This is a genomic window from Alistipes sp. Marseille-P2263 (assembly GCF_018101075.1).
GTDB classification, from domain to species: Bacteria; Bacteroidota; Bacteroidia; order Bacteroidales; family Rikenellaceae; genus Alistipes; species Alistipes dispar.
The window spans coordinates 12,122-30,438 of sequence record NZ_JAGQEJ010000004.1; the positions used below are offsets into that span (position 1 = coordinate 12,122).

An 18,317-nucleotide genomic window follows, 5' to 3' on the forward strand; every position below is an offset into this window, starting at 1 on the left:
GCGGGTCCGTGGCGGATTTTTCGTATTTTAGCGTCGTCAATTCCAACTGAAACGTTATGAACATCCGCTTTTTCAGCCTGCTCGCGTTGGCGGGGTGCACGGTCTTCGGCGTCTCCTGCGCCGGGTCCGGAACGCCGGAACGGAGCGGCAACCCCATTTTCGAGGGATGGTATGCCGATCCCGAAGCCGTCGTTTACGACGGAACCTGCTGGGTCTATCCCACGAGCAGCCTTCCCTACGACGAGCAGCTCTCCTTCGACTGCTTCTCCTCCGACGACCTGGTGCACTGGACGAAGCACACCGGCATCCTGAAGCAGGCCGACGTGGCGTGGGCGCGGCGGGCCATGTGGGCGCCGGCCGCCATCCGCAAGGACGGCCGCTACTACTTCTTCTTCGCGGCCAACGACGTGCACGAAGGCGAGGTCGGCGGTATCGGCGTGGCGGTGAGCGACCGTCCCGAGGGACCCTACCGCGATCTGCTCGGCAAGCCGCTGATCGGCGAGATCGTGAACGGCGCGCAGCCCATCGACCAGTTCGTTTACGAACACGGGGGCGAATACTACATGTATTACGGCGGCTGGGGCCACTGCAACGTGGTGCGGCTGAAGGAGGACTTCACGGGAATCCGTCCTTTCGACGACGGGGAGCTCTACAAGGAGATCACCCCCGAACGCTATACCGAGGGGCCGTTCCTGTTCGAACGCAAGGGAAAATACTATTTCATGTGGTCCGAGGGAGCCTGGACGGGCCCCGACTATTCGGTGGCCTACGCCGTGTCGGATTCGCCGCTCGGGCCGTTCGAACGCATCGGAACGATCATGCGGCAGGACCCCGCCGTGGCTACGGGAGCCGGACATCACTCCGTGATCCGCATCCCGGGCACGGACGACTACTATATCGTCTATCACCGTCATCCGCTGGGCGACGGCGAGGGGGCTCACCGGCAGGTGTGCATCGAACGGATGACGTTCGACGCCGAGGGCCGGATCGAACCGGTCCGGCTGACATTCGAAGGAGTGGAGGCCCGCGATTTGTCCCGCAATCTGTAGAGAAGCCCGGCCGGAGGCCGGAACTGCCGGTACAAGAGGCAGTCCGACGAGTTCGGCCTTACGTGTTCACCCCTGTCGGAGCAATCTCCGACAGGGGTGATTTTTGCTTGCGGAGGAGACTTTGTCGGGCATCCCCTTTTTTCGTCGCGCTTTTCGTCGCATGTCCCTTTTTTCGGGTTCCCTCCCGGTTCCTTCGTCCGGCTTCGGGGCCTTTCCGGTTTTCTGCGTCCGGCTTTTGGCTTTTTCCCGGTTTTCGGTTTTTCCGTTTTTTTGCTCCGGCCCTTTCCGGAATATGAATCCTGTCCGCCGCGGGACGGGTTTCCATTCCTTCTTTTTCGGGCACTCCCTAAATGCAAGAAAGAGAGCCTTTTGGACTCTCTTTCTCCTGTGACGCCGACAGGACTCAAACCTGTAACCTTCTGATCCGTAGTCAGATGCTCTATTCAATTAAGCTACGGCGCCGAATTGCGAGTGCAAATATACGGCGGAAATCCGAAACTCGCAAATAATTTCGGGAAAAAATTGCCGAATTTCTGTCTCCGTAGTGCAATGCGTTGATTGCTATTGCATTGCGGTGCGGATTATTTGATCTCCCGGTCGGGGTGTTTTTTCAGAAACTGTTCCCAGCTTTGCGATCCGCCCTTCGAGGCGGCCTTTTTGCCTCCGCCGAGGCCCTTGACGCGGTCGTTTCCCAGCAGGGCGTTCATCGGGCCGGAGGTCGTGAAGTAGTGGCACAGGGCCACGGCCATTCCGTCCGTGGCGTCGAGCCGCTTCGGCGGCCGTTCGACGGCCAGCGTGCGGCAGACGATGGCGGCGACCTGCTCCTTGGCGGCCGAGCCGCGTCCGGTGATGGATTGTTTGATGCGCATGGGGGCGTATTCGAATACGTCGAGGCCGCGGCTCAGCGCGGCGGCCATCGCCACGCCCTGCGCCCGCCCGAGCTTGAGCATCGACTGCACGTTCTCGCCGAAGAAGGGCGATTCGAGCGCCACCTCCTGCGGACGGTAGGTATCGACCAGCGCGCCGACGCGTTCGAAGATGTAGCGCAGCTTGGCGTAGGGATCCGCGATCCGGTGCAGGTCGATGTCGCCCAGCACGACCGGACGCAGCGTGCGCCCTTCGATCTCCAGCACGCCGTAACCCATGTAGTTCGTGCCGGGGTCGATGCCCATGATGCGGTAGGATGTCTTGTCAGCCAACGGCGTGCGCGGTTTGCGGTGAAACGGATTCGGAAAAGCGCCCCTCCGGACGGCGAACCGGAACCGGAGGGGCGCAGGGTCGGGCGGAACGGGCTATTTCAGCAGCTCCCCGATCTTCTCGTAGAGCGCCTCGCCGCGCAGGTTCTTGGCGACGATCCTGCCCTCGCGGTCGATCAGCAGGTTCGTGGGAATGGCCTGTACGGCGTAATCCTTGGCCGCCTGGTTGTCGAATCCGCCGAGCGTGCTCACGTGGATCCAGTCCATGCCGTTGTCCTTCACGGCGGCGAGCCACTTGTCGCGGTTGTTGTCGAACGACACACCGTAGATCTCGAATCCCTTATCGTGGAACTCCCCGTAGGTCTTCTTCAGGTGGGGAACCTCGCCCATGCAGGGACCGCACCACGAAGCCCAGAAGTCGAGCAGGACGTATTTCGTCGCCGGGTTCTCTACGACGGATTTGAGCGACACCTCCTTGCCGTCGGCGTCGGGCTGTACGACGTCGATATAGGGCTGTCCCACGTCGGTCTTGAGCTTCTGCTCGGCATTCTCCCTGATTTTGGTCATTTCCCCGGTCTGCTGCAACTCCGCAGGGAAGAGGGCGATCTCGTCCAGAATCTCCTGGCCCGAAAGTCCGTAGGCCTGCTGCGAGAGCATCACCACGCCGAAATAGTTGTTGCGGTTCTGCTCGAGGGCCTGGCTGCCCAGCTCCTCGTACTCCTCCTCGATGGCCTCGCGGCGCTCGTCGGTGGTCTCCGGATCGCGGAATTCGCGGATCAGCTCGCTGCCGGCGGTCATGTAGGCCGTGTTGGCGTCGTTCGATACGGTGCCTGTCGCAAACAGGGCGTTCTGCTCCTGCTCGCTGCGGGCCACCGTGATTGTGCCCGGTTCGAGGATCAGCATGACGCCGAACGTTCCGCGCATGTCGCGGGCGTCGGTCAGGATGGCGCTCGCGGGGGCTTCGGCCACGCCTTCGATGCGGAATGCGCCGTTCTCTACCTTGGCCGAGTCGAGCAGTTGCTGCTGCCGGTCGAACAGATAGACCATCTCGTTGATGCCTTCGAGATTGCCCTCGACGACATACCGGTTTTCGTTATTGCCGCAGCTGCACAGCACGGCGGCGGCCGCTGCGAGTGTCAGAATCTTTTTCATGGTCGTCAGTTATTTTTTAAGTTCCGTAATCTCTTTCTCCAGGGCCAGGACCCGTTTGTCCAGCTCGGGAAGCCGTTTGAAGACATTGGCCGCGCGGTGGTACTGCATGCCGGGCAGCGCCGGGTAGCCGAAGCGGATCTCCCCGTCGGGCACGTCCTTGTCCAGACCGCTCTTCGAGCCGATCTTCACGCGGTCGCCGATCGTCACGTGGTCGGCGATGCCCACCTGCCCCGCGAGGAAGCAGTTGGCCCCGACCTTCGAAGTCCCCGCGATGCCGGTCTGCGCCGACGAAACGGTGTTCTCGCCGATCTGCACGTTGTGTCCTATCTGGATCAGGTTATCAAGTTTCACGCCACGGCGGATGACGGTCGAGTCGGTTTTGGCGCGGTCGATGCAGGTGTTGGCTCCGATCTCCACGTCGTCTTCGATCACCACGTTGCCCAGTTGGGGAATCTTGTCGAAGCCCCCCTCGGCGTTGGGAAGGAATCCGAAGCCGTCGGCGCCGATCACCGCGCCGGCGTGGAGGATGCAGCGGCTGCCGATCGTGCAGCCTTCATAGACCTTGACCCCTGGGTAGAGAATCGTGCCGTCGCCCACCGTCGTGCCCTGCCCGAGGTAAACCTGCGGGTAGATTTGGCATCCCCTGCCGATCCGCACGCCCGCTTCGACGACGGCGAAATCGCCGATATAGCACTCCTCGCCCACGACGGCCTCTTCGGCCACCGAGGCGCGGGGGCTGATCCCCGTGCGGCGGGGCTTCGCGGCGTTGTACATTTCGAGCAGACGGAGCACGCAGGCTCCGGCGTCGGCCACCCTGACGAGCGTGGCGGCGACCGGGCGCGAAGGCGTGAACGAACTGTCCACGAGTACGATCGACGCTCCGGTGGTATAGACGAAGGGTTCGTATTTGGGATTGGTCAGATAGGTCAGCGATCCGGCCTTCCCCTCCTCGATCGAGGAGACGGTGTGCACTTTGGCGTTTTTGTCGCCGATGACTTCGCCGCCCAGAAACCCGGCGATCATTTCGGCTGTGAATTCCATCATAGGCTTATTGCAAGTAGTTGTTTATGTCGATTCCTTCGGGCATGAACTCCTCCACCGTGCGTCCGAACGAGAGCACCTCGCGGACCGTCGAGGAGGAGATGTCCGCCACGGGCGAAGGGGTGAAGAGCATCACGGTCGTGATCTCGGGGTAGATGCGGTGGTTCGTGGCCTCCATCGTGCGTTCGTATTCGAAGTCGGTGGTGTTCCTCACGCCGCGGATGATGGCGCAGGCGCCCATCTGCTCGGCGAACTCGCCCGTCAGCCCCGTGTAAACCCGGGCCTCGACGCGCGGATTGCGGGCGTAGATGTCGTCGATGAGCCGCTTGCGGTTTCCGACGGTCAGCAACCCCTGCTTGGCCGTGTTGTTGCCGATGCCGATCACCACGCGGTCGAACAGGTTGAGCGCCTCCTCGACCAGCGCGGCGTGGCCGCGCGTGAAAGGGTCGAACGACCCCGGAAAGATTGCAGTCCGTTCCATACCGGACAAAGATACGCAACAAAGTGAAAAGGGCAAGGGTTCAGGCGGATTTTTTATTCGGCGGGGTGTGTCCTGCAGCTGCGTGCGGGTCAGCGCTCGATGCGGACGTACTCCGTGTAGACGATCCGCGTGTGGGGGTTCGACGAGACGATCTGCTGCCGGAGGGCTTTCGTGCCCCAGCGGATGAAGAGGAACCGGCGCGGGACGCGGTGCACGACCTGGCGCAGGGTATCGACGCTGCGGATGCGGCATTCGACCGAGTCGCGGCCTATCGACCCTTCGACCGTGACCCACGGATCGCGCCAGCGGAACCGCCGCAGGGTGTCCCATGCGGGGACCGCCGCCCGGCGGGGAACGAGCGTGTCGCGCAGCGGCGCGCGGAGTACGACGGCGGTCTGCGTCGAGCTCTTCGCCGCGGCTTCGACCCGGCGCAGCCTGATTCCCAGTTGCCGGATGCGGGCGGCGTCGGCCGCGCGCAGCTCCTCGAACTCGGCGCAGCGGAGGCGGAGCGCCTGCACCGAGGCGGCCTCCTCGCCCAGCCGTGTGCGGTAGCGTTCGACTTCGGAGGCGAGGGCGGTCTGGTTGTCGGCCAGACGCCGGCTTTCCCCGCGGGCGTGGCGGCAGGAGCGGCAGGCGCAGGCGAGCAGCGCCGTCGTCAGGACGGCGTAGCAGAGAAGGAATTTTTTCATGATTGAAGCGTTTTTACGACCCTGCTGCCGGGACGGTTTTCCGCACGGCGCAGGGTCCGGTTCGACGCTCCGAAGATAGGGCGGCGGAGGGCGTTCGGGTTTCTATTTTTTCGGAAACAGCCCCTCCAGCGCCTCCGCGACGCGTTCGGCGACGAGTGTCATGAGCGGCTGCCCGTCGCAGCGTGAAAGGGCCGTGATGCCCCGGTGGTCGGCGTAGAACAGCTCTTCGGCCCGGGGCAGCTCGCGGCGTTGGAGCGGCTCCTCGCGGAGCGTCAGTCCGGCCGCCCGGACCGCTTCGCGCACCAGGCATCCCTCGACGCTCGCGGGCGCGGGGGCGGTGTACACCGTGTGTCCGCGCACGGCGAACAATGGGGCGCCGTCGGCCGTGAGCAGCCGCTCCTCCGCGTCGCAGCGCACGGCCGCCGCCGCGCCGCGGAGGGCGGCGAGCCGTGCGGCCAGCAGTTCCGCGGCCTCCCGGGCCGAGGTGGGGGCTTCGGGGCAGAGCGGGTCGTAGCGGAGCGTGACGGCCGCGGGCGAGAGGCTCCGCAGGGCGTACCCGTCGTAAAGGGAGATGCCGGCCGCGAGCAGCCGTTCGCCGCCTTCGGGCGTCAGCTCGAGGCGTACGAAACCCGAGACGCCTGCCGGGTAGCGTTCCGCTGCGGCGAGGGCTTCGATGCGGGCTGCGAGCCGTGCCGGATCGGGTGCATAGGGACGTCCGAACAGGGCGCGCGACGCTGCGTCGAGCAGCGCCGCATGCGCTGCGACGTTCCGCGCGCGCCCGCGGGCTACGTGCACGGTCTGGTATAGGCAGAGCTCCGTCAAGCGAAGAAGATTTTCAGCAGCAGTTCGCGCAGCAGCTCCCCGTCCGGCGCGCCGCCGGCGTTGAGCCCCTTGCTCTTGGCGTCGTATTCGCGCAGCAGCCCGAGGATGCCGAAGACTTTGCGGTTGTCCCACGCCGCGGCGTTCTGCTTGATTTCGGCGAGGACGAACGTGTTGTTCTTGCGCAGGATACGCATCAGTTCCTGATCGGGCGGGAAGGGCTTGCCCTTGTGGCGTGCGAGCCACCGCAGGTAGTTCACCACGAACAGGTCGCGGAACTGCCCGAACAGCGCCATGACGGTCAGCAGCAGCGGGTTGTCCTTGGGGTTGCGGGCGAAGTGGTCGGCGATCATCAGCGCGCGGCCCATGTCCCGCGTGAGGACGGCCTTGCACAGTTCGAAGTTGTTGAAATCCTTCGAGATGCCGATGTTGGCCTCGATATCCGCATCGGTGATGCGCTTCGTTCCCTCGGGCAGCGAGACGGTGAGCTTGCACAGCTCGTTCGATATTTTGGCGATGTCGGTCCCCAGGTGGTCGGTGAGCATCGACAGCGCCTTCTGGTCGATCGTCAGCCCCCGCCCCTTGACGAACTGCTGCAACCACGAGGCGATCTCGTAGTCGCGCGGCCGCACCGATTCGAACACCGCGCCGTTCGCGGCGCATCCTTTGTAGAAGGCCGAACGCTTGTCGGCGTTCTTCTCCTTGTGGCAGACGACGAGAATGGTCGTGGGCGAGGGCTTCTGCGTGTAGTACGAGAGTTTCTCGATGCCCCGCAACTGTTGCGCCTCCTTGACGATCACCACCTGGTACTGTCCCATCATGGGCATCTGCCGGCAGAGGTTCACCACCTGTCCGGCGTCGGTGTCGCGGCCATAGACGGTGATCTGGTTGAAGGCCCGCGACGCCTCGTCGAGGACGGTCGTGGCGAGCCGTTCGGCCAGCGCGTCGATGAAGTAGCCCTCCTCGCCCATGAGCAGGTAAACGGGAGCGAACCTCCGGGCCGCGATCTCTGCGGCGAGCTGTTCGTACCGGGCGACCGAGTCGCGGAATTTGAGTGCGCTTTTTGCCATGTTTTCAGAGAATCTCTTTGGTGATCCGCAGCACGTTCTCCGTGCCGCGCGTCAGGCGGTAGCGGTCGTCGATGCGGCGGCCGACGAGCCATGCGATCTCGTCGCCGGAGAGCAGCACGAACTGCCGCTGCTTCTCGGGCATCGACACCTTGGCGTCCACCAGGAAGTCGCTGACCTTCTTGCTGCCGGTCATGCCGAAGGGGATGAACCGGTCGCCCTCGCGCCAGCGGCGCAGCGTGAGCGGATAGCGCAGCCTGTCGGCATCGAGCAGCGCGACGTTCGGAGGGGTGTCGAACGTCCTGACCTCGTCAACGGAGAGGTATTCGTAGTAGAGCGCCGAGTTGCCGCAGTAGCTGCGCAGGGCGCCCTGGCGGACGGTCGTCAGGCAGTCGTCGTCCGGGGCGATCGGAGCCACGCGGATCGCTCCGCGGTCGATCGTGGCCACGCGGTCGCGGGCGTAGAAGCGCTTTCCCGTGGCGTTCTGCTCCAGGGCGCGGCACAGCGCATCGACCGTGTCGCCCTTGAAGCCGTAGGCCGAGCTGAGCAGCTCGTAGATGACGAACTCGCGCGGGAAGGCCGGGTCGATGCGCTCGGGACGGATCGTGTCGATTCCGTCGCGGCTCTCGACGGCCTCTCCGCGGATGCGTTCGATGCCGTGGTTGATGAACAACTGCGCGTCGGTGAGCCGCGCGAGGTTGCGGCGCATCAGGAGGGTGAATTTGGGGTTGATCTCCCGGATGCGGGGAATCAGCCCCAGCCGGATCTTGTTGCGCAGGTATTTGGTCGAGCGGTTCGACGAATCCTCCCGGAAGGGGATGCGCTGCTGGACGGCGTATTCGAGAATCTCCTTGCGCGAGGCGAACATGAGCGGACGGACGACCTTGCCGATCTGGGCCGAAATGCCCGTCAGCCCGCGCAGCCCCGTGCCGCGCAGCAGGTTGATGAAGAACGTCTCGATCGAGTCGTCGGCATGGTGGGCGATCGCCACGGCCGTATAGCCGTGTTCGCGGCTCAGACGGTCGAACCACGCGTAGCGCAGCCGCCGGGCCGCCATCTCCATCGACTCGCCCGTGCGTTCCATCTCCGCGGCCGTCTCGAACCGTTTGTTGTAGAACGGCACGCCGTATTTGGCGGCCTCCTCTTCGACTAACACCTCGTCCTCGTCGCTCTCGGCGCCCCGCAGCTGGAAGTTGCAGTGCGCCACGCCCACGGAGTATCCGCAGCGGGTGAACAGCGACAGCATGACCATCGAGTCCACGCCGCCCGAGACGGTCAGCAGGATGCGGTCGTCGTGCGAGACGAGGCGGTTCTCGTCGATATAGCGTTGAAAGGCTTCCGGCAGATTCATCGTTCCGACATGTTTTCGTTTCGTTCCCTTTCCGGCGGGGCGGGCCCGGCTGCGGCGGGGGTGTTCAGAGGATATTGACTTCGGTCGAGATCTCCACGCCGAACCGTTCGGCGACCGACCGCTGGATCCGCCGGGCGAAGGCGATCACTTCGGCGCCCGTCGCGCCTCCGCGGTTCACGAGCACCAGCGCCTGCCGCTCGTGCACGCCGACGCGCCCTTCGCTGCGGCCTTTCCACCCCGCGCGGTCGATGAGCCATCCGGCGGCCAGCTTCACGCCGCCGTCCGGGGCGGGGTAGTGCGGCATGTCGGGCCAGGCAGCCAGCAGCCGCGCTGCTTCGGAGGCTCCGACCACCGGGTTCTTGAAGAAGCTGCCCGCGTTGCCCGCGACTTTCGGATCGGGGAGTTTCGCGCGGCGGATCGCCGAGATCGCCTCGCGGATGTTGCGCAGCGACACGCCCCCGCGGGCCTCGACCTCGCGCGCGACGTCCCCGTAGTCCAGCCGGGGCTGCGGCGTGCGCGAAAGGCGCAGCTCGACGGCCGTGATGACCACGCGCCCCCGGAGCGTGTGCTTGAAGACGCTCTCGCGGTAGCCGAAGCCGCAGTGCGCCGCGTCGAGCGTGAGCATCGTGCCCGTTTCGACGCAGAACATTTCCACCCGTTCGATGACATCCTTCGCCTCGCAGCCGTAGGCTCCGATGTTCTGCACCGGCGCGGCTCCGGCCTTGCCGGGGATGAGCGAGAGGTTCTCGATGCCCCACAGTCCCCGCCCGACGGCCCACTCCACCAGGTCGTCCCATTCGACGCCCGCCTCGGCCCGGACGTACACCCTGTCGCCCTCGTCCTTCGTCACGGCGATGCCGCGCGCCGCGGGGGTCAGCAGCAGCCCGTCGTAGTCCCGGGTGAAGAGGATGTTGTTGCCGCCGCTCAGCACGCACCACTCCGCGGGCGCGCCTCCGGCGAAGATCGCCCGCAGGTCGTCGGCCGTTTCGAACTCGGCGAGCCGTGCGGCCTGCTGCTCGACGCCGAAACTGTTGCGGTCGCGCAGGCTGATGTGGTGAAATTCTCGGATCATACGTGCAAAGTTAGGAATTATTTAGTAACTTTGAATGATCGCGGGGGACCATTCCGCTTCCGGCGGTTTTTTCCCGTACCGCGCGGCGCTCTCCGCCCGCGGCGCGCGGCCCCCGGTCCGACGATACGACAACCTAAAAAAACGAACGATCCGATGTTTACCGAAAAAGACTTACGACAGATCGAAGCCCGCGGCCTGACGCTCGGACAGGTCGAGGCGCAGTTGGAAAATTTCCGACGGGGATTCCCCTTCCTGAAGGTCGTGCGGGCCGCGTCGCCCGGCGACGGCGTGACGCTGCTCGACGCGGCGGCGGCCGATGCGGCCGTGGCGCGTTACGAACGCGATGCGGCCCGGCTGGGCGTCGTGAAATTCGTCCCCGCCTCGGGCGCGGCGACCCGCATGTTCAAGGAGCTGTTCGAATTCGTGAACGAGGGCCGGCGCGGCAAGGGCGTCGATACGCTGCTGGAGCACCTCGAAGAGTTCGCCTTCTGGCCCGAGCTGCGGGCCGTGCTGCCTGCGGGGGCGGACGACCGGGCGAAGGTGGACGCCATCGTGAACGACGGGCTGGAGTACGGCCGCAAACCCAAGGGGCTGGTGACCTTCCATGCCTATCCCGAGGGGAGCCGCAAGGCCGTCGAGGAGCATCTGGCCGAGGGCGCGGCCTATGCCGCGTCAGGCGGTGGGGTGCGCATCCACTTCACCGTCTCGCCCGAGCACATGGCCGGATTCGAGGAGCTGCTCGCGGAGCGTGTCCCCCTCTACGAGAAACGTTTCGGCGTCCGCTACGACATCTCCTTCTCGGTGCAGAAGCCCTCGACCGACACCATCGCCGTGAATCCCGACAACACCCCCTTCCGGCAGGAGGACGGCTCGCTGCTGTTCCGTCCCGCGGGGCACGGCGCGCTGATCGAGAACCTGAACGAGATCGACGCCGACGTGGTGTTCATCAAGAATATCGACAACGTGACCACCGATGCCCGCCGGGGCGACACGGTCCGCTGGAAGAAGGCGCTGGCCGGCGTGCTGCTCGGGTTGCAGGAGCAGGCGTTCGAATACCTGAAGGCCCTCGAGGTCGGGGGCGCCGAGCTGGCCCCGATCGCCGCGTTCGTCGAGCGGCGGTTGTGCGTGAAGCTCCCCTCAGACTACGATTCGGCGCTGCTGCGCGCCGTGCTCGACCGTCCGATCCGTGTCTGCGGCATGGTCCGCAACGAGGGCGAGCCGGGCGGCGGTCCCTTCTGGGTGGCCAATCCCGACGGCACGGAGTCGTTGCAGATCGCCGAGTCGAGCCAGATCGCTCCCGCCGACCAGCCGCTCATGCAGGCGGCCACGCATTTCAATCCGGTCGATCTGGTGTGCGGCATCCGCGACTCGAAGGGCCGCAAGTTCGACTTGCGCCGATATACCGATCCCGCGACGGGCTTCATCTCGTCGAAATCCGCGGGCGGACGGCCGCTGCGCGCGCAGGAGCTCCCGGGGCTCTGGAACGGCGCGATGGCACGGTGGAACACCGTCTTCGTCGATGTTCCGATCACGACCTTCTCTCCCGTCAAAGTGGTGCAGGACCTGCTGCGCCCCCAACACCGGTAGCCGATGAAGGGACGTGCATACGCTATCGACCTGCTGCGCGGGCTGGCCATCGTGGGGATGGTTCTCTCGGGCAACTTCGGCTGGAATCCCGCGCTTCCGGCATGGCTTTTCCATGCGCAGGTCCCGCCTCCGGACTTCACGTTCGACCCTTCGCTGCCGGGCATCACGTGGGTGGACCTGGTCTTTCCCTTCTTCCTCTTCTCGATGGGCGCGGCGTTCCCGTTCTCGCTCGGACGGAAGCTGGACCGGGGCGTGCGGCCCGCCGCGATCGTCGGGGGAATACTCCGGCGGGGCGTGCTGCTGGCCTTCTTCGCCGTCGCGCTGGGCAATCTGAGCATGTGGCGGCTCAACGAGGTGCTGCCGCAGCCGGCCCTGCGGGCCCTGCTGACGCTCGCCGTGTGGGGCGGCTATTTCGCGCTGTTCATCCGTCTGCCGGCCTTGTCGAAGAGGCGCAACGACCTGCTCAACGCCTGCGGCGCCGTGTGGCTCGTGGCGATGATGCTGCTCTACCGCCGGCTCGGCGTGCCGGTTTCGGTCGAGCGGTCGGATATCATCATTCTGGTGCTGGCCAACGTCGTGGTCGCCGGGTCGTTTGTCTGGTGGGCGACGCGCCGCCGTCCGCTGGCGAGGCTGGGCGTCGTGGCGCTGCTCGTGGCGCTGAAGATCGGCGCGTCGGTGCCGGGATCGTGGAACGAGACGTTGTGGAACGCCTCGTTCGCGCCGTGGCTCTACCGTGCCGAGTTCATGAAATACCTCTGCATCGCCCTGCCGGGCAGCATCGCCGGCGATCTGGTCGCCCGCTGGCTGGCGCGGCGGCCGGAGGCGGGCGAACGTCCGGCAGACCCCGTCCGCACGTACCTCGCGGCGGGGCTCGTCCTGCTGGCCGTGCCGGTCAATATGTGGGGCCTTTTCACGCGGCATCTGACGGCGAACCTGCTGCTGACCGTCGCGCTGGGAGGTGCGGCGTGGCTGCTGCTGCGCCGTCCGCGGACGGAGACCGAAGGGCTGCTCGCGCGTCTCGTCTCGACCGGATTCTTCTGGCTTCTGCTGGGGCTGGCGTTCGAGGCGTTCGAAGGCGGCATCAAGAAGGACCACGCCACGATCAGTTACTTCTTCGTGACCGTCGGGCTGGCTTCGTTCGTGGTGACGGCGGCCACCGTCTGGTTCGAGTGCCTGCGTCCGCGGGCCGGGTCGCTCGTGCGCTGCGGCCAGAATCCGATGGCGGCCTACGTGGCGGCGGGCTACGTGATCGTTCCGCTGCTGACGCTCCTCGCCTGCGTCGTTCCGCTGCCCTGGCTGTGGGGCGGCAGCGGTTGTGCGATGAGTCTCTTCCGGGGCGTGCTCATCACGGCGCTGATGGTGCTCCTCACGGCCGGATTCTCGAAACGCGGGTGGTTCTGGCGGACCTGACGTCCGGGACCGGTTCCCGCGGAAAACGGCCGGACCCCGATTCGTTCGGGGCCCGGCCGTTCGTTTCGCCGGGGCTGAAAATGCCCGCTGCCGGGGCCGTTATTTCCCGATTTCGGCCTGCACCCGCTTGACGACGGGCGGCAGGATGCGCTCCATCACGGCATAGCCCGCTTCGGTGGGGTGCACGCCGTCTTTCGTGTAGTCGGCGTTCATCGACCCGTCGGCCGCGGCCATGGGGGTATGGTAATCGACATAGGGGATGCCCTCCGCGTCGGCATAGGCGCGGATCATTCCGTTGAGGCGGACGATATCCTGCGCCGGCTTCAGCCCCGGACGCCAGCCGAACGCTCCGGCGGGCGGCACGGAGCAGAGGATCGGCCGGATGCCGTTGGCGCGGGCCAGTTCGACCATCGACTGGAGGTTGTCCAGAATGTGTTCGAGCGAAATGCGGCCCGTGTTCCGGGCGATGTCGTTCGTTCCGGCGCAGATCACCACGATCCGCGGGTGCAGCTCCACGACGTCGGCGCGGAAGCGCACGAGCATCTGCGAGGTGGTCTGGCCGCTGATGGCGCGGCTCACGTAGCCGTTCTCGGCGAAGAAGCCGGGACGGAGGCGGATCCACCCTTCGGTGATCGAGTTGCCCATCAGCACGACCTCGGGCGAGGAGGCGAGGGCGGCGTTTTCCGCTTCGAAGCGGCCGAAATTCGCCCAGTCCGTTTCGGGGTCCTGGGCCGCTGCCGTCGCCGCCGAGAGGGTCAGGGCGGCGAGCAGGAGGAGTTTTTTCAGGTTTTTCATCGCGTAGGTTTGATTTTCCGGCCTCTAATATACGACTTTTTCCGGCATTTCCCACCCCGTTATGGTGGCGATGTAGGGGATGATGGCCGAAGCCAGCTTCCGGTGGCCCCGGTGGTTGGGGTGGAAGTTGGCCCCCATGTCGTTGCCCCAGTTGGTGATTCCCGGGGTCATCACGGTGCAGTGCAGCGCGGGGTCCTGTTGCTCCCGGAGGAAGGTTTGCAGGTAGCCGTGGACGGTCGTGTTCTCGGCCGGGGCGACGCACAGCACGGGCACGTCGCCGTAGGCCGCGCGGATCTGCCGCAGCGCCTGCGCATAGGAGGCGTTGAAAGCCTCCTCCGAGGGGGCGACTCCCTCGCTGAAGTCGTTCGATCCGAGTTTGATTACCACGATGTCGGGCCGGTACTGCGCGAAGTCCCAGAGGGGCGTCTCCTCCATGTCGAAGGTGCGCATCATGCGCTCGCGCATGGTGCAGTCGGAGACCTCCTTCTCGTCGCCCCAGTTGCGTACGATTCCCTGCCCGGAGTGTGCGATGAGCGTGTAGTCTGCGTCGAAGTAGCGTGCGATGATGCAACTCCACGCCAGGTCGCAGTTCTCGGTCTCGGGCGTGAAGGGCTCCTTCGGGGATTTGCCCTCCGTGCCGTATCCGCAGGTGTGCGAGTCGCCGATGAACTCGATGTGCCGGCCCGGGGCCTGGGGCGCATCGAGCAGGGGCCCGTCGGAACCGACAGCGAAGAGCGTCGTGCGTCCCTGCTCGCCCTCGGTTCGTTTCTGTACGAGTACGGTGTGTACACCGTGGGGGAGTCCCTCGGCCAGCACGATGGTCTTCGCCGGTCCCTCTGCGGTGACTTTTCCATGGGGTTTGCCGTCCACGAATACGTTGTAGTAGTTCCGTTTCGAGTCCGCGGCCCGCATGGCGCACCGCGTACCCTCGAATCGGAACGAGAAGTAGGACCCGCTCCAGTCGAACGAGAGCGCGCCGTCGTCGGAGCGTGCGGCGCGTCCCACGAATCGGATTTCCGGCGCTGTCGCCGGAGTGAATCGGAGCGTTTCCGCGGCGGCGGATTCGTGCGGCAGCGTCTCCCGGGCCTCCGAGAATCCGGCGGCGAGGAGGAGCAGCGCGGTAAACAGGTGTTTTTTCATAGGTGTTCGGTTTTTTTATTGTTCGATTTTCTTTTCGGCGCGCCAGACGTTGCCGAAGCGGTCGCGGGCGGTCACTTCGACGTGCCGCGTTCCGGCGGGCAGCGGCGCCGCGTAGTAGTGGTCGGACGGGACGACCGTGATCCATTTGTGCACGAGTTGCGACGGGTCGGCGTAGAGCGTGCGCGCCTGGGGATCGGCGGCCATCGTGCGCTCCATCGCGACCGGTTCGCCGCCGTCGGCGCGCATTTCCACGCGCCATGCCGCGTCGCAGTTCCAGACGTTCGCCACGATCCGTCCCGCGAATGCGGGATCGTCCCCGCCGTCGTAGAGCTTCATCTGCACTTCGCGCGGGAGGCCGACGGATTTGTAGTACCAGCTCACCCGGTCGCCGTCGATTTCGAAGACGGCGTAACCCGCGGGCGTCCCGTCGGTGCAGATCGCGCCCTGCCACCACGCGCCGCTCAGCGCCGCGACGTTGTGTTCGTAGAGCCGTTCGCCGATCTCGCAGTTGGCCGTCGTGTGCAGGTGTCCCGAGACGATGTGCGCCCGGTAGGGTTCGAGCAGCCGATGGAGCGCCTTGTAGTTGGCCAGCGTCTTGGCCGCCTTCGCGTAGTCGAACGGCTGTCCGTCCTTGCCGCGGAACGCGGTCGGGATGTGGATCGCCACGACGACCGTGCTCCCGGGCGCGACGCAGGCCAGGTCGCGTTCCAGCCAGGCCAGTTGCCGCTCCTCGAGGTAGCCGATGTAGTACCAGTCGCGGCCGATGAAGAAGTTGTCGTTGAGTACGACGTAATGCACCTTTCCCACGTTGTAGGAGTAGTGGCTGGGGCCGTACACGTCCTCGAACGCCCGGAGCGAGCTCTCGTACGACCGGCCCCAGATCTTCATGTCGTGGTTGCCCATCGCGTTGCGGAACGCCAGTCCCGTGCGGGCCATCGTCTCGTTGTACTGCGGGTAGAACGTGTGGTCGCCCGCGATGAGGTCGCCGACGCAGATGCCGTGGAACGGCCTGTCCGCCTCTTCGGCCGTCGCGCGGATGTCGTCCGCGGCGCGGGCGAGCAGCGCGAACTCCCCGCGGGCGAATACCTGCGGGTCGGCCACGACGACGAAGCCGTGGCGCGTCCGGTCCGCGGCCTCGCGCCACAGCTCGAAGTCGTAGCTGCGGCGCGCGTCGTCCACGGGGAGAAAGAACCGCACGACGTGCTCCTCGACGGGCGAGTCGTAACCGGCGGGCGTGGAGAGATAGACGAAGCGGGCGTCCTCCGTCCGGGGCAGCGCGAAGCGTCCCCGGGCGTCGGTCCGGACGCAGTGCGTGCCGTCGGTCACGACGACGCCTTCCACGCCCCGGCCCTCGCAGCGGACCGTGCCGCGGCGGACCCGCTCCCCGGCGCCGGCCGTGAGGACCGCGAGCAGCGCCCATGCGATCAGTGTGATTCGTTTCATGGTCCTATTCGGTTTTTTGGGCCTTGAACCGGACGGCGCAGCCGCCGCCCGATGCCATGCGGATCGTGAGCCTGTCGTCGGCCCCGACCTCGCGTTCCGTGATTTCGACGGCATAGGGATTCGTCTTCCAGTCGGCCCCCTCGCCGTCGGCGTAGATTTGCGCCGTGTACTTCCGTCCGGGCGTGAGGAACGACAGCGCGACCTCGACCGTGCGCGGCTCCTCGTCCGTAACGGCGCCCAGATACCAGTCCTCCCCGTCGCGCTCCTGACGCGCGAAGACGCAGTAGTCACCGATGACGGCCTGCGGCACGACGGTCCGCTCCCAGTCGGTCGGCACGTCGCGGATGAAGGCGAAGGCGGGTTTTCCGGCGTAGTTCTCCGGCAGGTCCGAAGCCATCTGCAACGGGCTGTATATCACGACGTAGTGGGCCAGTTCGCGGGCCACGGTCGATTGCACGCGCGCGAAAGGCGACACGGGGTTCGAGAAGTCGAACGTCCCGAAGGTGTAGTCCATCGGTCCGGCCAGTCCGCGCAGGAACGGGAGGACGGTCGTGTGTTCGGGCGGGTTGCCGCCGTCGGGCGACCAGGCGTTGTACTCCTGTCCGCGGACGCCCTCCTGCGTCATCAGATTGGGCCACGTGCGTTCGAGGCCCGTCGGCATCACCGGCTCGTGGTTGTCGATGCAGATGCCGTAGCGCGCCGCCGTCTCGATCACCCTGCGGTAGTGCCGCACGCCGTACTGGCTGTCGTGCAGCTCCTTGCCGTCCATGAGCACGTTGACATAGCCCGTCTTGACGACGCGCACGCCGTATTTGCGGTAGAAGGCGAAAGCCTCCTCCATCTGCGCCTCGTAGTTTTTCGTGTTGGCGCCCGTCTCGTGGTGGCCGATCAGCTCCACGCCCTTGCTGGCGGCGTATTCGGCGATCCGGGCGATGTCGAAGTCGGGATAGGGCTGCGTGAAACTGATCCTGTCGGTGTTCTTGGTCCATGCGCCGTCCCAGCCGACGTTCCATCCCTCGGCCAGCACGCCCCGGATGCCGTTCTCGGCGGCGAAGTCGATGTAGCGCATCATGTTTTCGGTCGTGGCGCCGTGTTCGGGCCCCTGTGCCCAGGTCTCCTGGAAGAGGTGCATCGACCACCAGATGCCGATGTACTTGCCCGGCCGGATCCACGACGTGTCCTCGATCTTCGAGGGTTCGTTCAGGTTGAGCATCAGGCGCGAGGTGGCCAGGTCGCCGGGGGTGTCGCCGACGACGACCGTGCGCCACGGCGTGCGGAACGGCGTCCGGGCGTAAACCTTCACGCCGTTCGACCACGGCGTGAGGCAGCAGCGCAGCGTCGTGCCCTCCTCGCCGGCGGGGCGAAGGCTCATCTTGGCGTAGTCCGTCAGGTCGGCCTCGTGCAGGGCGAGGTACGTGCCGTCGGCGCATTCGAGCGTCAGCGGCGTGTTCACCGTGTCCATCCGCGAGAGGGGCGTGTGGCGCGCGATACTTTCGTAGTAGGGCTCGCGCGTGGGCATCCACCAGGCCATGTGGTCCTGCGGAAAGCGGAATTCGGTCAGCTCGTCCATGATGACGAACTCGCCCAGTGCGGGCTGCTCGGGGAATTCGCAGCGGAATCCGACGCCGTCGTCGAACAGGCGGAACACCGCGTCGAAGCGGCGTCCGGGCGCTTCGCGTTCGCGTACCGTGACGCGCAGCTCGTTGTAGCGGTTGCGGACGAAGTGCTCTTCGCCCCAGACCTGCTCCCAGGTCTGGTCGAACGATGTCCGGGCCGTGGCGTCGATCGTCAGCCCGTCGCGCAGCGCCGGGGCGTCACGGAGTTCGAATCCGAGTGTCGAGAAGTCGAGGAGGAGCGTCTCCCCGCGGCTTAGCGTGTATCCGATGCGGCCGTCGCGTTCGGCCACGCGCAGCGTCAGCCCGCCGTCGGGCGAACTGACCGCCGTATCCTGACTGCATCCCGTGCCGAGGAGCATCGACAGCCCCAGCGCGGCGAGCAGCGCAAATTGTCTTCGCATTGTGTCGG

General features: G+C 65.8%; 17 protein-coding genes and 1 tRNA gene. 3 read left to right on the forward strand and 15 right to left on the reverse strand.

All coding sequences use genetic code 11. The features are described from left to right. Positions 1 to 56 precede the first annotated feature (56 nt). The gene (locus KB554_RS05940; protein WP_211035196.1) at positions 57 to 1,049 is read left to right on the forward strand and encodes a glycoside hydrolase family 43 protein; all 993 of its coding nucleotides are present in this window, start codon (positions 57 to 59) and stop codon (positions 1,047 to 1,049) included. A gap of 58 nt (positions 1,050 to 1,107) precedes the next feature. On the opposite strand, the gene KB554_RS05945 is transcribed toward KB554_RS05940, so the two are convergent. From KB554_RS05945 to murB, 11 genes are all read right to left on the reverse strand, one after another. After that, positions 1,108 to 1,374 carry a hypothetical protein gene (locus KB554_RS05945; RefSeq protein WP_211035197.1) on the reverse strand — a complete coding sequence of 89 codons (267 nt, stop codon included), beginning with the start codon at positions 1,372 to 1,374 and terminating at the stop codon, positions 1,108 to 1,110. A gap of 63 nt (positions 1,375 to 1,437) precedes the next feature. Continuing rightward, positions 1,438 to 1,511 (reverse strand) — tRNA-Arg (locus tag KB554_RS05950). Between the two features lie 119 nt (positions 1,512 to 1,630). Continuing rightward, positions 1,631 to 2,221, reverse strand: a complete 591-nt coding sequence (ruvC, locus tag KB554_RS05955; RefSeq protein WP_141429937.1) for a crossover junction endodeoxyribonuclease RuvC — start codon at positions 2,219 to 2,221, stop codon at positions 1,631 to 1,633. A 120-nt stretch (positions 2,222 to 2,341) separates the two neighbouring features. Beyond that, a complete protein-coding gene (locus KB554_RS05960; protein WP_211035198.1) occupies positions 2,342 to 3,397 on the reverse strand; it encodes a TlpA disulfide reductase family protein in 1,056 nt (351 codons plus the stop codon). 9 nt (positions 3,398 to 3,406) lie between these two features. After that, complete coding sequence (gene lpxD, locus KB554_RS05965) at positions 3,407 to 4,441, reverse strand: UDP-3-O-(3-hydroxymyristoyl)glucosamine N-acyltransferase (protein WP_141427943.1); 1,035 nt, start codon at positions 4,439 to 4,441, stop codon at positions 3,407 to 3,409. 4 nt (positions 4,442 to 4,445) lie between these two features. Then, positions 4,446 to 4,919 (reverse strand): pantetheine-phosphate adenylyltransferase, encoded by a 474-nt coding sequence (coaD, locus tag KB554_RS05970; RefSeq protein WP_141427942.1) that lies wholly within the window; start codon positions 4,917 to 4,919, stop codon positions 4,446 to 4,448. An 89-nt stretch (positions 4,920 to 5,008) separates the two neighbouring features. Beyond that, entirely contained in the window at positions 5,009 to 5,608 is a 600-nt protein-coding gene (locus KB554_RS05975; protein WP_211035199.1) for a DUF6549 family protein, read from the reverse strand. 102 nt (positions 5,609 to 5,710) lie between these two features. Continuing rightward, a complete protein-coding gene (locus KB554_RS05980; RefSeq protein WP_211035200.1) occupies positions 5,711 to 6,430 on the reverse strand; it encodes an aminotransferase class IV in 720 nt (239 codons plus the stop codon). Beyond that, a complete protein-coding gene (gene holA, locus KB554_RS05985; RefSeq protein WP_141427939.1) occupies positions 6,427 to 7,497 on the reverse strand; it encodes a DNA polymerase III subunit delta in 1,071 nt (356 codons plus the stop codon). Before holA ends, KB554_RS05980 begins: the two co-directional genes overlap by 4 nt. Positions 7,498 to 7,501: 4 nt before the next feature. After that, positions 7,502 to 8,845 (reverse strand): tRNA lysidine(34) synthetase TilS, encoded by a 1,344-nt coding sequence (tilS, locus tag KB554_RS05990; RefSeq protein WP_211035201.1) that lies wholly within the window; start codon positions 8,843 to 8,845, stop codon positions 7,502 to 7,504. Between the two features lie 64 nt (positions 8,846 to 8,909). Further along, positions 8,910 to 9,917, reverse strand: coding sequence for a UDP-N-acetylmuramate dehydrogenase (gene murB / locus KB554_RS05995; protein ID WP_211035202.1), 1,008 nt, complete (start codon positions 9,915 to 9,917; stop codon positions 8,910 to 8,912). A 153-nt stretch (positions 9,918 to 10,070) separates the two neighbouring features. Between murB and KB554_RS06000 the strand changes: the two genes are divergently transcribed. Then, positions 10,071 to 11,504: a DUF4301 family protein gene (locus KB554_RS06000; RefSeq protein WP_211035203.1), complete on the forward strand. Its 1,434-nt coding sequence runs from the start codon at positions 10,071 to 10,073 to the stop codon at positions 11,502 to 11,504. A gap of 3 nt (positions 11,505 to 11,507) precedes the next feature. Then, complete coding sequence (locus KB554_RS06005; protein WP_211035204.1) at positions 11,508 to 12,914, forward strand: DUF5009 domain-containing protein; 1,407 nt, start codon at positions 11,508 to 11,510, stop codon at positions 12,912 to 12,914. 99 nt (positions 12,915 to 13,013) lie between these two features. Here the strand turns inward: KB554_RS06005 and KB554_RS06010 are convergent, their stop codons facing one another. From KB554_RS06010 to KB554_RS06025, 4 genes are read right to left on the reverse strand one after another with little or no spacing between them, the layout of a single operon-like run. Beyond that, a complete protein-coding gene (locus KB554_RS06010) occupies positions 13,014 to 13,709 on the reverse strand; it encodes an SGNH/GDSL hydrolase family protein (RefSeq protein WP_211035205.1) in 696 nt (231 codons plus the stop codon). A 24-nt stretch (positions 13,710 to 13,733) separates the two neighbouring features. Next, entirely contained in the window at positions 13,734 to 14,849 is a 1,116-nt protein-coding gene (locus tag KB554_RS06015) for an SGNH/GDSL hydrolase family protein (RefSeq protein ID WP_211035206.1), read from the reverse strand. A gap of 15 nt (positions 14,850 to 14,864) precedes the next feature. Next, positions 14,865 to 16,292 (reverse strand): calcineurin-like phosphoesterase family protein, encoded by a 1,428-nt coding sequence (locus tag KB554_RS06020; RefSeq protein WP_242116308.1) that lies wholly within the window; start codon positions 16,290 to 16,292, stop codon positions 14,865 to 14,867. 4 nt (positions 16,293 to 16,296) lie between these two features. Next, positions 16,297 to 18,309: a glycoside hydrolase family 97 protein gene (locus tag KB554_RS06025; protein WP_211035208.1), complete on the reverse strand. Its 2,013-nt coding sequence runs from the start codon at positions 18,307 to 18,309 to the stop codon at positions 16,297 to 16,299. Positions 18,310 to 18,317 lie beyond the last annotated feature (8 nt).

Coding starts and splice junctions, on each gene's coding strand:
- KB554_RS05940 (WP_211035196.1), top strand. CDS start 57: ATGAACATCCGCTTTTTCAGCCTGCTCGCGTTGGCGGGGTGCACGGTC.
- KB554_RS05945 (WP_211035197.1), bottom strand. CDS start 1,374: ATGGAAACCCGTCCCGCGGCGGACAGGATTCATATTCCGGAAAGGGCC.
- ruvC (WP_141429937.1), bottom strand. CDS start 2,221: ATGGGCATCGACCCCGGCACGAACTACATGGGTTACGGCGTGCTGGAG.
- KB554_RS05960 (WP_211035198.1), bottom strand. CDS start 3,397: ATGAAAAAGATTCTGACACTCGCAGCGGCCGCCGCCGTGCTGTGCAGC.
- lpxD (WP_141427943.1), bottom strand. CDS start 4,441: ATGATGGAATTCACAGCCGAAATGATCGCCGGGTTTCTGGGCGGCGAA.
- coaD (WP_141427942.1), bottom strand. CDS start 4,919: ATGGAACGGACTGCAATCTTTCCGGGGTCGTTCGACCCTTTCACGCGC.
- KB554_RS05975 (WP_211035199.1), bottom strand. CDS start 5,608: ATGAAAAAATTCCTTCTCTGCTACGCCGTCCTGACGACGGCGCTGCTC.
- holA (WP_141427939.1), bottom strand. CDS start 7,497: ATGGCAAAAAGCGCACTCAAATTCCGCGACTCGGTCGCCCGGTACGAA.
- tilS (WP_211035201.1), bottom strand. CDS start 8,845: ATGAATCTGCCGGAAGCCTTTCAACGCTATATCGACGAGAACCGCCTC.
- murB (WP_211035202.1), bottom strand. CDS start 9,917: ATGATCCGAGAATTTCACCACATCAGCCTGCGCGACCGCAACAGTTTC.
- KB554_RS06000 (WP_211035203.1), top strand. CDS start 10,071: ATGTTTACCGAAAAAGACTTACGACAGATCGAAGCCCGCGGCCTGACG.
- KB554_RS06005 (WP_211035204.1), top strand. CDS start 11,508: ATGAAGGGACGTGCATACGCTATCGACCTGCTGCGCGGGCTGGCCATC.
- KB554_RS06010 (WP_211035205.1), bottom strand. CDS start 13,709: ATGAAAAACCTGAAAAAACTCCTCCTGCTCGCCGCCCTGACCCTCTCG.
- KB554_RS06015 (WP_211035206.1), bottom strand. CDS start 14,849: ATGAAAAAACACCTGTTTACCGCGCTGCTCCTCCTCGCCGCCGGATTC.
- KB554_RS06020 (WP_242116308.1), bottom strand. CDS start 16,292: ATGAAACGAATCACACTGATCGCATGGGCGCTGCTCGCGGTCCTCACG.
- KB554_RS06025 (WP_211035208.1), bottom strand. CDS start 18,309: ATGCGAAGACAATTTGCGCTGCTCGCCGCGCTGGGGCTGTCGATGCTC.